Below are 15,715 nucleotides of genomic sequence, written 5' to 3' on the forward strand. Positions count from 1 at the left end.
TCCGCGACACGAGGACACACCATGCCGGATGAGCCGCTCCCGCGCCGCGTACCCGTCGCCGTCGTCGGTCTCGGCGCCCTGCTGCCGGACGCCCGTGACGTCGAGCAGAGCTGGCGGCTGATCCTCGGCCGCCGGAACCTCATGCGGGACGTCCCGCCGACCCGCTGGCTGACCGACGACTACTACCACCCCGTCCCCGGCACTCCGCAGAAGATCTACACGCGCCGCGGCGCATTCCTGCCCACCGTGGACTTCGATCCCATGGCCTACGGCATCCTGCCGCAGAACCTCGCGTCGACGGACACGGCGCAACTGCTCGCCCTGCTGGTCGCCGAGCAGGTCCTGCGGGACGCCGCGGACGGCGGTGCCGTCCGGCCGGACGGCGATCGCGTCGCCGTGGTGCTCGGCACGGCCGCACTGGGACTCCTCGCGGAGTCCAACGCCCCGACGCAGCGGCCGGTCTGGCTCAAGGCCCTGCGCGAGCACGGCCTGCCCGAGGCGGAGGCGCAAGCCGTCTGCGACCGCATCAACGCGCACTACCCACCACCGACCGAGGCCACCTTTCCCGGTCTGCTCAGCAACGTCGTCGCAGGACGCATCGCCGCCCGCTTCGACCTGCACGGCACGAACCACACGACAGACGCGGCGTGCGCCGGCTCGTTCGCCGCCTTGTCCACCGCCCTCGACGAACTCTCCCTGGGCCGTGCCGACCTGGTCCTCACCGGAGGCGTCGACGCGACGAACGACATCGGCATGTTCTGCTGCTTCACCACGACCCCGGCGCTCTCCCCGACGCAGGAGTGCCGGCCCTTCGCGGAGGACGCCGACGGGACCATGCTCGGCGAGGCCGTGGTGATGTTCGCGCTCAAACGCCTGGCCGACGCAGAACGCGACGGCGACGGCGTGTACGCGGTCATCCGCGGCCTGGGCAGCTCCTCGGACGGGCGCGGCACGGCCATCTACGCGCCCAGGGCGGGAGGCCAGGCGCTCGCCCTGCGCCGGGCCTACGAGGAAGCGGGCTACGCACCCGCCACCGTGGAACTCGTCGAAGCCCACGGCACCGGCACCAAGGCGGGAGACCAAGCCGAATTCACAGCCCTGAGGGAGGTGTTCGCACCGACCGGCCGTGCCGACCGGCAGTGGTGCGCCCTGGGGTCGGTCAAATCGCAGATCGGCCACACCAAGAGCGCGGCGGGAGCGGTCGGCCTGCTCAAGGCCGTCCTCGCCCTGCACCACAAGGTGCTGCCACCGACCATCAACGCCGATCGCCCGCACCCCGGCCTGCACATGCAGACCAGCCCGTTCTACCTCAACACCCTGACCCGCCCGTGGATCCGGGCCGGGGACACCCCGCGGCGCGCGTCCGTCTCCAGCTTCGGGTTCGGCGGCAGCAACTTCCACGTCACGCTGGAGGAACACCGGGCTCCGACTCCGACTCCGACTCCGAGCCCGAGCCCGAGCCCGAGCTCGAATCCGAGTCCCAGTCCGGCTCCGTCCCGTATCCCTGCCGCTTCCCGGCCGCGCCTGCGCACCGCACCGACGGAACTCCTGTTGCTCTGTGCCGACTCCGCCGAAGAGCTGCGCGAGCGGGTGGCGGATCTCCGGCGTGCCGCGGAGGAGGCCGGCGCGCGGCCGGCGCACGGTCTCGCCGGCCTGGCCCGTCGTACCCAGGAGGACTTCCGGCCCGATGCGGGCCGGCGGCTGGCGGTACTGGCCACCGACACCGCACGGCTCGTCGAGCGGCTCGACCGGGTTGCTGCGGGCCTGGACGCGGGGGAGACCCCCGACCGGCCGCTCGCCCTGCACTGGGGGGCGGAGCCGCGCGAGCCCGGCCGCCTGGCCTTGCTGTTCCCCGGCCAGGGAGCCCAGTACGTGGGCATGGGGGGCGACCTGGCGGCCCACCACCCCGGGGCGCTCGCCGTCTGGGACGCGGTAAGCAGCGGGACGGGCCCTGAGGGAGCGAGCCCTGGGGGAGCCGACCCTGAGGGAGCGGGCCCTGGGGGAGCCGACCTTGAGGGAGCGGGCCTCGGGGGAGCGGGTTCCGGCGGAATGCCGCTGCACCGCGTGGTCTTCCCCCCACCCCTGCCGGACGACCAGCAGGCCGCGCAGCAGGAGCTGCTCACGGCCACCGAGTGGGCGCAGCCCGCCCTGGCCGCGCACAGCCTGGCCCTGCTCGCCCTGCTGGATGAGTTCGGCCTCCGCCCGGACGCGGTCGCGGGTCACAGTCTCGGCGAACTCGTCGCCCTGCACGCGGCGGGTGCGTACGACGGTGAAACGCTCATGCGTCTGTCCCGTGCCCGGGGCGAGGCGATGCGCGACGCCGGGGCCGCGACGCCGGGGGCGATGCTGGTGGTCCTCGCGGGCCTCCCCGAGGTCAGGGACGCACTGGCGCAGTCCGGGGCGGAGGACGTGTGGATCGCCAACCACAACGGGCCTGGGCAGACGGTCGTTTCGGGCACTCCCGAGGCGATCGCGACGGTGGCGGCGCGGATGAAGGCCGCCGGTACCGCCACGGTGCCGCCGGCCACCTCCGCCGCCTTCCACAGCCCGCTCGTCGCGGCCGCCCGGGCCCCCTTCGCCGCGGCCCTTGCGGCTGCCACGCTCTCACCCCCGGGCATGGAGGTGTTCTCCAACACCGACGCCGCGCCCTACCCTGCCGCCGCCGAGGAGATCCGCGCCCGCCTGGCGGGCCACCTGACCGAACCCGTGCGCTTCACGGAACAGATCGAGGCCATGTACCGGGCCGGGGTGAGGACCTTCGTCGAGGCCGGACCGGGCGCGACCCTCACGGCGCTGGTGGACCGGATCCTCGGTGACAGGCCCCATCTGGCCGTACCCCTCGACCGGCGCGGGACGCACGGCGTGACCGCCTTCCAGGACGCGCTGGCCCGGCTGTCCGTCCACGGGATTCCTCTGGACTTCGCGCCGTACTGGCAGCACTACGCCATGCCGCGCCCCGCCGGCCAGGAACGCGCACCCAGGATGACCGTACAGATCGACGGCGGCAATTACGGACGGCGCTATCCGCCGCAGGATGCGGCCCGGGGGGCCACGGAACGGCCGGGGAGTGCGGACCGGCGGAAGACTGCGGACGAACCCGCCCCCGGATCCGCGCAGTCCACCGGGCCCCGCGCGGTCGTCCCGCCGGCACCTCTCGCACCGCCGGTGCCGCCGCCCCGGGCGGTCCCGCCCGCTGTTCCCGCACCGCCTGCCGAACCCGAGGCGGCGCCTGTACGGCCCGGCGTCTTCGGCATGCCCGAGGCGCCTGCGCTGCCCGGCGTCCAGGCTCCGGCCGTGGAGCTGCACGGGCCCGAGCCGGTTCCGGCGGTGCTCCCCGTACCGCCGGATGCGTCCCCGTTTCCAGCCCCTTCCCCACCCCCGCCGGCCGACGAGGACGACGCCCGGGTCGCCCTGATCGAGGACGCCCAGCGCCAGACAGCCGACGCCCACGCCGTCTTCCTGCGCTCCATGAGCGAGGCGCATCAGGCATTCCTGAGGATGTCCGAGACGTCCTTCGCGGCGCTGGTGGGAACAGCGCCCGGTGAGCCCGCGGCCCCGCTGCCGGAGCGGTCCTCCGGCATGCTTGAGGCGTCCGCAGCCGTGCCCCCGGCCGCCCGGCCGGACAGCACGGCAGTCCCCTTGCCCGCCGTCCCGGCCCTCGTACCGTCTCCTGTCGTGCCGCAGGCCGTCGAAGCCGTCACCGGGCCCGGCCCGGCGGAGTTCGACCCTGCGCAACTGGAGGAGGAACTGCTGGCTGTCGTGGCCGAGCGGACGGGCTACCCGCTCGAGATGCTCGACCTGGACATGGAGCTGGAGTCGGAGCTGGGCATCGACTCCATCAAACGTGTGGAGATCCTCTCCGTGCTGCGGCAACGGACGGGGGAGTTGCCCGAAATGCAGGGCGACCCGACGGAGCTGGTGTCCCTGCGGACGCTCCGGCAGGTCGTCGGCAAGATCCGGGAGGCGACCGGCGGCACGGCGGCGGTTGCGGACGCACCGGCGCTGGGGCCCGCTCCCGCCGAGGCACCGGCGCTTCCTCCCGGTCCTTCCGGCTCCGCCACGGCGCCGGGGCGGCCGGCCCGGGCCCCGGCCGTCGTGGGGCGCTACGCGCTGCGCACCGTCCCCGCCCCGCCCACCGGCCTGGCGGTGCCCGGCCTGGGGAAGCACGTCCTGCACGTGGTCGACGGAGGTTCCGGACTCGCCGCCCTCGTGGCCCGGCGCCTGGGGGAGCGGGGAGTCCCCGCCGAAGCCGTCACGGAGCCGCCGCCGGGGAGCCGGGCGGTGCTGCTGCTGGGCGGCCTGGCCGAGGACCTGACGGTCGACGCCATGCTGGAGGTGCAGCGGGACGCCTTCCGGACGGCGCGCACGGTGGCACCGCGGTTCGCCGAGGAGGGCGGGGTGTTCGTCACCGTGCAGGACACGGGCGGGGACTTCGGAGCCGGGGGCGCGCAGGGCGAGCGGGCCTGGCTGGGCGGCCTCGCGGGCCTCGTGCGGACGCTCGCCGGGGAATGGCCGGAGGCCGTGGTCAAGGCCGTCGACTGCGCGCGATCGGGTCGTTCGCCGGAGGCGGTGGCCGACGCGGTCGTCGGGGAACTGCTCGACGGAGGGCCGTTGCTGGAAGTGGGCCTCCCTGCGGACGGGAGCCGTGTGACGGGAGTGGCCGTCCTCGCCCCGCCGGGAGCGGAGGACGGCGGCCCGGGCCCCGACGACGTCATTGTCGTCACCGGTGGCGCCCGCGGGGTGACCGCCGCCGCGGTGACGGCGCTCGCCCGGTCCAGGCGGCCGCGGCTGGCCTTGCTGGGCCGCACCGAACTGGCCGACGAGCCCCCGGGGCTGCCGCCGGGGAGGGACGAACCCGCCCTCGTACGGGCGCTCGCCGCGCAGCGACCGGGTGCCACCCCGGCCGGACTCGCCGAGGAGGCCCGTCGCATCCTGGCAGTCCGCGAGATCCGGGGGACCCTCTCCGCGATCGAGGAAGCAGGCGCGCCCGTGCGTTACATCCCGGCTGACACACGCGACCCCGACGCAGTGCGAACCGCTTTGCACGTCGTGCGCACCGCATGGGGACCGGTCACCGGCATCGTCCACGGTGCCGGAGTGCTGGCGGACAAGCGGATCGCGGACAAGACCGACCAGCAGTTCGACGACGTCTTCGGCACCAAGGTCTCGGGGTTGCGCGTGCTCCTGGACGCGACGGCCGGCGACCCGCTGCGGACCCTCTGCCTGTTCTCGTCCGTCGCCGGCTGCTTCGGGAACCCGGGGCAGAGCGACTACGCGATGGCCAACGAGACCCTCCACCAGGTGGCGGCCGGCGAGGCGGCCGCCCGCCCCGGCTGCCGGGTGCGAGCCCTGGCCTGGGGCCCCTGGCAGGGCGGCATGGTCACCCCCGCACTGGCGGACCACTTCACGGCGGCCGGAGTGCCTCTCCTGGACGTCCCGGCCGGAGCACAGGCGTTCGTCGAGGAACTGACCCGCCCGGGAGAGGACGGCCGCGTGCTCCTCGTAGCCGTGCCCGTCGGCGCCCGAGGACAGGAGGAACTTCCAGCCCTCCTGCCGCCGCCCGGGATGCGGCGTCCTCAGGCCGCCGGTGCACGCGTCACCCCGGCCACTCACCCGTACCTGGCCCACCACGTCATCCGGGGCAGGGCGGTCCTGCCCCTGGCGCAGTCCCTGGAGTGGATCCTTGCGGCCGCCCGAGCCTGGAACCCTGCTGCCGCCGCCCTGACGCTGCGTGACATCCGCGTCCTGCTCCCGGCCTCCTGGGAGACGACGGACACCCAGGACAAGGAGTTCACCCTCCACGGAACGAACGGGACCGCGGATCCCGGCTCGCTGACCGTGGAACTGCGCGGCGCCGGGGGCCGCGTGCACTGCAGGGCGCTCGCCGTGGTCGACGACGGCCCGGCAGGAGCGCCCCCGCCCGCACCGGCGGAGACGGACGTCCCTGCCCTGCCGCCCTGGGAGCGCGGGGAGGTCTACGACGGCGAAGTACTCTTCCACGGCCCGCTGCTCCACGCGCTGACGAGCATCGGAGGGATGGGACAGGCCGGCGCCCGGGCTACACTCGCCGGCTCGGCCGCACTGGGCTGGCCCGGCGACACGTGGCAGAGCGACGTGGCCGCCCTCGACGGTGCCCTGCAACTCGCCGTGCTCTGGGCGCCGGAAGTCCTCGGAGAGGCCGCGCTCCCGATGTCCGTGGGCACCTTCCGCCTCCACCACCGCGGCCTCGCACAGGGCCCGGTCACGTGCACCCTCCAGGCGGTCCGGGCCGAGGACGACGTGGCGTGGTGCCACCTGCGACTGGCCGGCGAGGACGGCACTCCGTTCGCCGACCTGTTCGACGTCGGGCTGATCCGGCGACCGGACAGGCTCCCGAGCCCCCGGCTCGACGGCTCCCCGGCGCCCGAAGGCTCCCTGACGCCCGAAGGCCCCTTGACGCCCGAAGGCCCCCCGAGCGAGGAAGGGCGGGACACCGGTGGCCTTTGAACCCATCGCCGTCGTGGGGCGAGGATGCGTGCTGCCGGACGCGCACAGCCCGGAGGCGTTCTGGCAGAACGTCCTCGACCGCCGGGTCAGCCTCGGCCCGGTTCCGCAGGACCGCTGGGGGCTGCCCTCCGGTGCCCGGCCGACCTCCCCCGACGGCTCAGGCCGTGCCGACCACGGCGTCGGCGGATTCGTCCACGGCTTCGAAGACGTCTTCGATCCCGCTGCGTACACCCTCGGCCGCGCCGAGGCCGGGAGCCTCGACCCGCTCTTCCGATGGGTCCTCCACGCCGGGCGCCGGGCCCTTGCCGAAGCCGGGCACCCGGCTGCCGTTCCATCGCGCGCCGGCCTCGTACTCGGCAACCTGTCGTACCCCTCCACAGCCGCCGCCCGGCACACCGAGCACGTATGGCTCGCGCAGCAGGAACCCCCGGTGCGGGACGCCCTGCTGGCCTCGTTGCCGCCCCGGCCCCACGCCTTCAACCGCTTCTCCTCCGGCCTTCCGGCCCTGCTCGCGGCCCGCGCGCTGGGACTGGAGGGCGGTGCGTACGCCCTGGACGCCGCCTGCGCCACATCGCTGTACGCGGTCAAGCTCGCCTGCGACCGGCTGCAGGACGGGGCGGCGGACCTGATGGTGGCGGGCGCGGTGAGCCGTTGCGACCCTCTGCTCATCCAGGGCGGTTTCACGGTCATGGGCGTGCGCAGCCCGACGGGGCGAAGCCGGCCGTTCCACCGGGAGGCCGACGGTCTGGTGCCGGCCGAGGGCGCCGTCATGTTCGCCCTCATGCGGTTGGGCGACGCCCTGGCTCAGGACCGGCAGGTGCTCGCCGTCGTCCGGGGCGTGGGGCTCGGCAACGACGGACGCGCCTCCGGGCTGATCGCCCCCGATGCCGCGGGCCAGGAGCGCGCGATGCGCGCGGCCTACGCGTCGGCCGGGGTGCCCCCCGAGTCCGTGGGGCTGCTGGAGTGTCACGCCACCGGGACGATCGTGGGCGACGCCGTCGAGGTCCGGTCTGCGGGCCGGGTCTTCGCCGCTCACCGCGGGCTGCCGGCCGGATCCGTGAAGGCCAACGTGGGCCACCTGCTGACCGCCGCGGGCGGGGCGTCCCTGCTCAAGGCGATCGCCGCTCTGGGGGCCGGGGTCCTGCCGGCGTGCCCGCACGACGGCACCCCCACGACGCTGGAGGGGCAGCCGATCCGGTTCCTCACGGAACACGAGACCTGGTCCGGCCGCCGCCGGGCGGCGGTGAGCGCGTTCGGCTTCGGCGGCTCCAACGCCCACCTCGTCCTCGACGCCGGGGACACGCACGACACACCCTTCCCGTTCCCCGCCTCCGCGCCCCGGCCGGCCGGCGTTCCCCTGGCGGTCGTCGCGCTCGCCGCCCGGGTGGGGGGCAACGGCGGCACCGAGGACCTCGTCGTCGCGCTGTGCACGGGGCGGCCCGTCCGGGAGCCGCGCGGGAGCGTCGGCATCGCTCTGCAGGGCCTGCGGTTCCCTCCCGTGGACCTGCGGGAGGCCCTGCCCCAGCAACTGCTGGTCCTCGACGCCGCGCGGGAGGCGGCCCGCGGCGTGTCCCTCCCGTCGGCGCGCACGGCCGTCGTCGTGGGGGCGGGGGTCGACCCGCAGGTGGGCCGGCACGTCGCCCGCCGCCGGATCGAGGACATCTGGCAGTGTGCCGGGCTGCCCCTGCCGCCCGGTGCGGCGCCCGGACTGCAGGACGCGTTCACCCCTCCGGGCACCGCCGCCGGAGCCCTGGGCGCCATGATGAACATCGTCGCCAACCGCATCAACAGCCAGCTCGACCTGACGGGGCCCGGCCTCACCGTCTCGGCCGAGGAGGACTCCGGGACCACCGCCCTCGCCCTGGCCGCCCGCTTCCTGAGGGCGGACGAGGCGGACGCCGCCGTCGTCGGAGCGGTCGACCTCGCGCACGACCCCGTACACCGGGAGGCCCTGCGGGACCTGGGCGTGGACCGGGAACCGGGGGACGCCGCAGTCGTCCTCGTCCTCAAACGGCTGCCGGACGCCGAGCGGGCCGGGGAACCGGTCCTTGCGGTCCTGGACGGGCCCGAGCCCGGCGACGGTCCACCCGACCTGCGGGTCAGCACCATCCCCTTGGACGGCGCGGAGGACTGCTGCGACAACTCCGCGCTGTTCGGCACGCCGCACGCGGCCGCCGGCCTGCTCGCGGTCGCGACCGCCGTCACCGCTCTGCGCCACGGAGCCGGGCCCCGGCCGGGCCGGCTCCCCGGAATCGGGATGCCGGTGCGTACGGCCGAGGCCGTCGTCCAGGTCCTGGAAGGCCCGCAGCGGCGGGTGCGGCTCCGTGCCGCCCCCACGACCGACCGGCGCCGCGGACAGGTCGCCTTCGTGTACACGAACGGCTCTGCCGCCTACCCCCGCATGGGCCGGGAACTGACCCTCGCCCTGCCGGACCTCGCCGAGGCCGTCCGGCACCGCTGCGACACCGGGGACGTCCCCTGGCCGCCCGCGGACTTCGCCGGCACGGGCGTGCTCGGCAGGATCTGGGCCACCACCCGGCTCGCCGCCCTGCACACACTGATCACCCGGTACGCGCTCGGCCTGCGGCCCGACGCCGCCATCGGCTACTCCTCGGGCGAGACCACCGCGCTGATCGCTCTGGAAGCGTGGCCCGACGCCGCCGCCCTGGCCGAGGACGCCCGGCGCGGCGACCTGTTCACCCGCGACGTCACGGGCGAGTACCGGGCGGTCCGCCGCGCCTGGCAGGCCCGCGGCATCACCGGAAGCCGCTGGCGGAACTACCTGCTCACCGCACCGCCGGAAGAGGTCCGGGAAGCCGTCGCCGCCGAGCCGGCCGTGCACCTGATGGCGGTCAACGCCCCCGGCGTGTGCGTCATCGGAGGCGAGGAGACCGCCTGTGCCGCCCTGGTACGGGACCGGTTCGCCCACCGAGCGGTCCGGCTCGACTACGACATCGCCGCCCACGCTCCCGAACTGGAGGCGGTCCGCGACGCCTGGCACCGGCTGCACCGCCGCCGCACCGTGCCGGTCACGGGCGTCCGCTTCTACCGGGGCGACACCGCCGAACCGTACGTGCCCACCGAGGAGAGCGCCGCCGACGCCCTCACGGCGCAGGCCACCAGGATGGTGGACTTCCCGGCGGTGATCGAGCGGGCCTACGCCGACGGCGTCCGCGTCTTCGTCGAGCACGGCCCCCTCTCCCTGTGCACCGACTGGATCGGCCGCATCCTGCAGGGACGGGAGCACCTGGCAGTCGCACTCGACGAACCCGGCGGCCGGGCCCTGCACCGGCTGCACCGCTCCGTGGAGCGCCTGGCGGCTGCGGGACTGTGCGACCCGGCACCCCTGCTGCGGCTGCTCGGTCCGACGGGCACCGGCACCGGCACCGGCAACCCGGGCACCGACCGCCCCGGAACGGTGGCGGACCGGATGCTGCGCGTACCGGCCCATCCCCCCGCCGTCAGGCTGCCCGCACCGGACGCAGCGGTCACCGTCATGCGGCCGGCACCGGGCCTGCCCCCGGTGCTCCCGGAGGCCCCCGAGGGCGGGCGGCGGTCCGTGGTCCCGCCCCCGTCAGCGGCCGCTTCGTCCGCGGCTTCCGGCACAGCGGCCGTCGCACGGCACCGGACCCGGGTCACCGACCTGCACCGGCAGTACCTGGCGGATCAGGCCGCCCTGCACCAGCGGTTCCTGCAGGGACAGCAGCTGATGACGGGCCGGCGGCAGGCGAAGGACGCCCTGCCCCGCGGGTCGGCTCCGCCGCCGGCCGCGGGCCCGCAGCCGGCTCCCGCACCGCCCGCCGCTCCGCCGTCGCGGCAACCGGCCCTGCCCGGGCCCAAGTTCGATCGCGCCCAGCTGGAACGCCTGGCGGACGGACCGGTCTCCGCACTCCTCGGCCCGCTGTTCGCCGCCCAGGACGGCTACCGGCGCCAGACCCGGCTGCCCGGGCCGCCCCTGCTGCTGGTGGACCGCGTCACGGGCATCGACGCGGCACCGGCCTCCATGGGAACGGGCACCATCTGGACCGAAACCGACCTCAGGCCCGACTCCTGGTTCCTCGACCACACCGGCCGCATCCCCGGCGGCCTCCTGGTCGAGGCAGGCCAGGCCGACCTGCTCCTCATCAGCTGGCTCGGCATCGACCTGCTGAACCGGGGCGAGCGCGTCTACCGGCTCCTCGGCTGCGAGGCCGTCTACCACGGCACCGCGCCGGGGCTGGGACGGACCTTGCGGTACGAGATCCACGTCGACGGCCACGCGCAACACCAGGGCACGCGGCTCTTCTTCTTCCACTCCGACTGCTTCGCCGACGGCGAGCACGTCCTCAGCATCCGCAACGGCCAAGCCGGATTCTTCACCGACGCCGAACTGGCCGCAGCAGAGGGCATCCGGTGGACCCCGGACGCGGCCCCGTCCCCGGACCTGCCGTTCGAACCGGTCGCCCCACCACCCACTGCCGACCGGTTCGACGCCGAGGCCGTACGGGCCTTCGCCGACGGCAGGCCCTACGACTGCTTCGGACCCGCATGGGATACCACCCGTGCCCACCTCCGGACGCCCCGCATCGACGGCGGGCGGCTCCTGCTCATCGACGAGATCACCGCGTTCGAACCGGCCGGAGGCCCGCTCGGCCGCGGCTATCTGCGCGCCGAGCTGCAACTGAACCCCGACGGCTGGTACTTCGAAGGGCACTTCAAGAACGACCCCGTCCTCCCCGGCACCCTGATGAGCCACGGCGCCCAGCAGGCGATGGCCTTCTACCTGGCCGCGCTCGGGCTGACGATCGACCGGGACGGGGCCGGGTTCGAGGCGGTACCCGGCGTCACGGCCGTGTCCCGCTGCCGCGGCCAGGCGACCCCGGCGAGCAGGCGCGTGGTCTACGAGATCCACGTCGGCGGCCTGAGCACCGGCCCGGAACCCGTGCTGTACGCCGAAGCCATGGTCACCGTCGACGGCGTCAACGCGTTCCACGGCCGGAACCTGGCGCTGCGCCTGGCGCGGGACGCCCCGCTGGACCACTGGCGGGCGCTGGGGCCGCACCGCGAGCAGACCACCGGCGCATGCCTCGAACCCCGGCTGCTGGGTGGCCTCGTCGGCCACCGCGAACGCCGTCCGGCGGCCACCGAGAACGGCTTCGCCTTCGACTATCCGTCGCTGCTCGCCTGCGCCTGGGGGCGACCCAGCCAGGCCTTCGGGCCGTGGGCCGCCGTCATGGACCGGGCGGCCACGGTGATCCGCCTGCCCGGACCGCCCTACCACTTCATGAGCCGGATCGTGTCCCTGGACGCAATGCCGGGGGCCCCGCGGCCGGGCAGCTCGATCGTCGCCGAGTACGACGTGCCGCCGGACGTCTGGTACTTCGAACAGAACGGCAGCGCCGTGATGCCCTGGGCGGTGCTGATGGAAGTCGCGCTGCAGCCCTGCGGCTGGCTCGCCGTCCGCACTGCCGACGCTTCCCTCGCCACCGGCCCCCGGCTCGTCTTCCGCAACCTCGACGGCACGGCCCGTCTGCACGAGCAGGTGCGGCCGGGTACACGGACCCTGCGCACCCGGGTGGAGCTCTCCGGAGCCGTCCGGCACGGGGACACCACGATCGTCTCCTTCACCGTCGACTGCACGGCCGACGACGTGCCCCTGCTGACCGTGACCTCGTCGTTCGGCTTCTTCCCGCAGACCGCCCTGGACCGGCAGGTTGGCATTCCCGCCGACGCCGACGAGCGCACGCAGTGGGCCATGCCGTACGACCTGAGCGCCGACCTCACAGGGCGGCGCCCGGCCGGGGGCGCGCGGCTTCCCGGCCCCATGCTGCGGATGCTGGACCGGGTCACCGGGCACCGGCCGGACGGCGGCCCGGCGGGCCTGGGCCGGCTGCGTGCCGAGAAGACGGTGGACGCCGGCGCCTGGTTCTTCAAGGCGCACTTCTTCAGGGACCCGGTCCAGCCCGGTTCCCTGGGCGTGGAGGCGATGGCCCAGCTGCTGCAGTTCCACCTGTTGAAGACCGCCCCGGCGGCAGCGATCGCCGACGGGACCCTCGAACCCCTGACGGACAGGGAGTTCACCTGGCGGTACCGTGGCCAGGTCGTGCCCACCGACGGGCAGGTCACCGTCGGCATCGACGTCGTCGAGGAGGGTGAGGACGAACGGGGGCGCCATGTCTCTGCCGACGGATGGCTCTGGGTGGACGATCGCCGCATCTACCGGGTGCGGGGGTTGGGGATGAGGCTGGGCCGCGCGTGAAGTACGCAGGCCGTGCCGGCTTGGCCGCACCGTTGGCGCGCAGGTGGCCGAACGCGCCTTCGCGGCCTCCCTTGCGCCCCGTCCCCCGAGCAATCTTATGCAGCGGCAGGGAAAGGCTTACGACGACGCCACCACCACACTGAAGGAGTCTCCGTGAGCCGCACTTGCCGAACCGTCCTCGCGCTCGCCGCAGGTACCGTCCTCACCGTGCTGGGAGTGGTCGCCCCGGCCGCGTCCGCTCAGGCAGCCCCGGCATCGCTCGGCGGCGACTTCTGCAGGCTCGTACAGAACGGCTCCGTGGCCTTTGGCACCCCCATCGGTGGGACGTGCCCCGACTGATGATCTCCAGGGTGGGTGCGGACCGGGGGACTCGCGCCGACCCTTGCCAGGGCCCCTGGCGCGGCACGTGGCGGGGTCTCCGCCGACCAGTGGTCGGCGGAGACCCCGCGCCGTTGCGGATGCCGTCGCCGGAAGGACACTGCGTGCGATCGCTGGACCTTCATTGAGCACGAGCCGGGGCCGGACCGGCATGGCCGAGCGCGCGGACGACCCCCGCAATGCCGTCCTGCTCCTCGATCCTGGCCCCGATGCGGCGGGTCCGTTCGCGGTAGTGGCCGTCGGCGAGGAGCCGGGTGAGGGCGAGGCCGAGGCTGTCGCTGTCGAGGCGAGGCATGGGGATGGCGGCGGGGGTGAGTCCGAGGGAGCGGAGCCGGGCGGCCCAGAAGGGCTGGTCGAACTTGAAGGGGACGGGGAGGGTGGGGAGAGCGGCTTGCAGGGAGGCATGGGTGGTTCCCAGCCCTGCGTGGTGGACGGCGGCGGTCATGCGTGGGAAGAGCCAGGCGTGCGGGCATTCCCCGATGGTGAGGATGTCGTCGCCGCCGTCGCCTGTCAGACCGGCCCAGCCGCCTTGGACGACGGCGCGGATCCTGAGCCGGCGGACGGTGCGAGTGATGATCCGGGACAACCGTTCCGCCTGGTCCCGGCCCATGCTGCCGAAGCCGAAGTACACGGGTGCGGGCCCGGAGGCGAGGAAATCGGTGAGACGGTCATCAGGGCGCCAGTTGGGCGGCTGAGCGGGCCGCCAGATGCCGACGGTCCTGTGTGCGGCGGGCAGAGGCAAACGGTCGGGCAGCAGAGCGCTGCCGAAACCGTAGTAGACGGTGTGGCGACGGGCGGAAGGGATCAGGGCGTCGCCGGTGAAGCGGCGACTCAGGCCGAGTTCGCGCCGTAGGGCGCTGGTCGCCGGTGCGTACACCGGCCTGAGGATGCGTTTGACCAGCGCATCTGCCGCTGTGTAGCGCAGGCGCGGGGTCCCGGCGATGAGCCGTGGAAGCATCATGGCGTGCGAGACGGTGTAGACGCCGGTGCACGGCAGGCGGAGCCCTTCGCCGATGACAGCCGCTTGAGGGTGCATCAGAGGATGTGCGAGGAGGACGTCGGTGCCTTCACCGGCTGCTTCCAGAAGCGCCTTGCCTGCGGTGAGTGCCATGTCCCGGCCGTTGTCGATCCGTGCGCGGCGCGGTTTGTGCGCACCGACCGCCGCTTCCTGCTCGTCCAGGGGCATGGCCCGCACCCGGAGCCCGTGTTCGCGGAAGAGAGCCGCGTACCGCTGTGAGGTCACCACGGTGACCTGGTGCCCGGACCTGCTCAGGCCTGTTGCGAGGCCGGTGTAGGGGGCGATGTCGCCGGTGGTTCCCCAGGTGGCCAGGAGGATGCGCTGCGGCGTGGCTGGTTGAGGCTTGAGAGGGGATCGCATGGCTGCAGGACTCCCGGAGCTCAGGGCATCTTCTCGATGGAACAGTGCTGCAGGGTGCCGAGTGGCCTGCCGTCCAGGAAGAGGGCGACGAGCGTGGCGAAGTCGGCGTCGCGCTCCATGTGCAGCAGGTGGTCGGCGTTCTTCATGACGACGAAGGTCGCGCGGCTGATGGTGGCTGCGACGGCCCGGTTGTCGGCGACGGTGGTGGCGGTGTCGAACTCGCCCACGCCGACGAGCGAGGGAACGCCACGGACGCCGCCCGGGGGCAGTGGATCGCGCAGCAGAAGGAACCCCCGGTCGTGGACGTAGCGGATGAGGGGGTCGTCGGCGGATGCGGCGAGCTGGTCGAGCACGACGCGCCCTGCGGCTTTGATCAGCAGGTGCCGTTCCGCCGCCTCGGTGTTGGTCAGGACGCCGACCAGTTCGCGGGCGGCTCGCAGTCGATCGGACGGGCCTTCGGCGGAGCACGGGCTCCGGGCGTCGGCCTCCCGGTCCAGCCCTTTGCCGATCAGTTCCGCCAGGCGAGGGGTCGGCCGGGGCGAAGCGCCGAAGAGCAGCAGCCGCGTGACGCGATCGGGGTGGCGCTGGGCGAGCCGGTATCCGATGGGGTAGCCGGAGGAGACGCCGAGCACGGCGAAGCGGCGGATGCGCAGCTGGTCCACGGCACGCAGGGCGGCGTCGGTGAGGTCGTCCCAGCTCAGGCTCTGCGCAGTCTGCCCGGGTGTGCGGGCGGGTGGCAGGTCGGGGATGACGAGGGCGAACCGGGAGGCCACGTGGCGCTCGAAGCGAGCCCACGAGTGCCTGGTCTGCAGGCCGCCGCTGAGGACGAGGAGTGGTTCGGTGCCGGCCGGGCCGTGCGGGACGACGGTCCTGCACGGGTAATCTGCGGCCCTCCAGGTGATGCGGTGGTCGCGCGCGCCGGCAGGGGCGGAGAGGAGCGGGGAGCCTTGCCGGGTCACGCCTTCGCCGCCAGGTGCCTTCCGATGAGTGCCGCGAGGTCGGCGACGGTGGAGTTCGCCGACAGGTCGGCTTCGGTGATCGCCAGACCGTACTCGTCCTCGATGACCATGGCGAGTACGGCGACGGCCATGGAGTCCACCCCGGCTTCCGTCAATGTGGCCTCCGGGGTGACCGGCCCGGGAGGCAGCCCGGCCTTTTGGGTCAGAATGCCGATGACCGTCTTCTGCATGTCGTCCATGCGCCTGACCTTCCGGAAGTGACGGGTGGGGGGTTGC

Annotated in this window: 6 protein-coding genes; 3 read left to right on the forward strand and 3 right to left on the reverse strand. The window is 74.1% G+C overall.

Annotation, left to right across the window (positions count from 1 at the left end; all coding sequences use genetic code 11):
* Positions 1 to 21 precede the first annotated feature (21 nt).
* From AS857_RS14750 to AS857_RS39565, 3 genes are all read left to right on the forward strand, one after another.
* Positions 22 to 6,486, forward strand: a complete 6,465-nt coding sequence (locus AS857_RS14750; protein WP_063804254.1) for a type I polyketide synthase — start codon at positions 22 to 24, stop codon at positions 6,484 to 6,486.
* Complete coding sequence (locus AS857_RS14755; RefSeq protein WP_058043552.1) at positions 6,476 to 12,724, forward strand: type I polyketide synthase; 6,249 nt, start codon at positions 6,476 to 6,478, stop codon at positions 12,722 to 12,724. The genes AS857_RS14750 and AS857_RS14755 overlap by 11 nt, the downstream gene beginning before the upstream one ends.
* Positions 12,725 to 12,877: 153 nt before the next feature.
* The gene (locus AS857_RS39565) at positions 12,878 to 13,063 is read left to right on the forward strand and encodes a hypothetical protein (protein ID WP_144440821.1); all 186 of its coding nucleotides are present in this window, start codon (positions 12,878 to 12,880) and stop codon (positions 13,061 to 13,063) included.
* Between the two features lie 160 nt (positions 13,064 to 13,223).
* Here the strand turns inward: AS857_RS39565 and AS857_RS14760 are convergent, their stop codons facing one another.
* The 3 genes from AS857_RS14760 to AS857_RS14770 are packed head-to-tail and all read right to left on the reverse strand — an operon-like array spanning position 13,224 to position 15,678.
* On the reverse strand, positions 13,224 to 14,480 hold the full coding sequence (locus tag AS857_RS14760; RefSeq protein ID WP_058043553.1) for a glycosyltransferase: 1,257 nt from the start codon (positions 14,478 to 14,480) through the stop codon (positions 13,224 to 13,226).
* A 20-nt stretch (positions 14,481 to 14,500) separates the two neighbouring features.
* On the reverse strand, positions 14,501 to 15,439 hold the full coding sequence (locus AS857_RS14765; protein WP_058043554.1) for an alpha/beta fold hydrolase: 939 nt from the start codon (positions 15,437 to 15,439) through the stop codon (positions 14,501 to 14,503).
* Positions 15,436 to 15,678 (reverse strand): acyl carrier protein, encoded by a 243-nt coding sequence (locus AS857_RS14770; RefSeq protein WP_058043555.1) that lies wholly within the window; start codon positions 15,676 to 15,678, stop codon positions 15,436 to 15,438. The genes AS857_RS14765 and AS857_RS14770 overlap by 4 nt, the downstream gene beginning before the upstream one ends.
* Between the last annotated feature and the right edge of the window lie 37 nt (positions 15,679 to 15,715).

The organism is Streptomyces roseifaciens (assembly GCF_001445655.1).
GTDB classification, from domain to species: domain Bacteria; phylum Actinomycetota; class Actinomycetes; order Streptomycetales; family Streptomycetaceae; genus Streptomyces; species Streptomyces aureoversilis.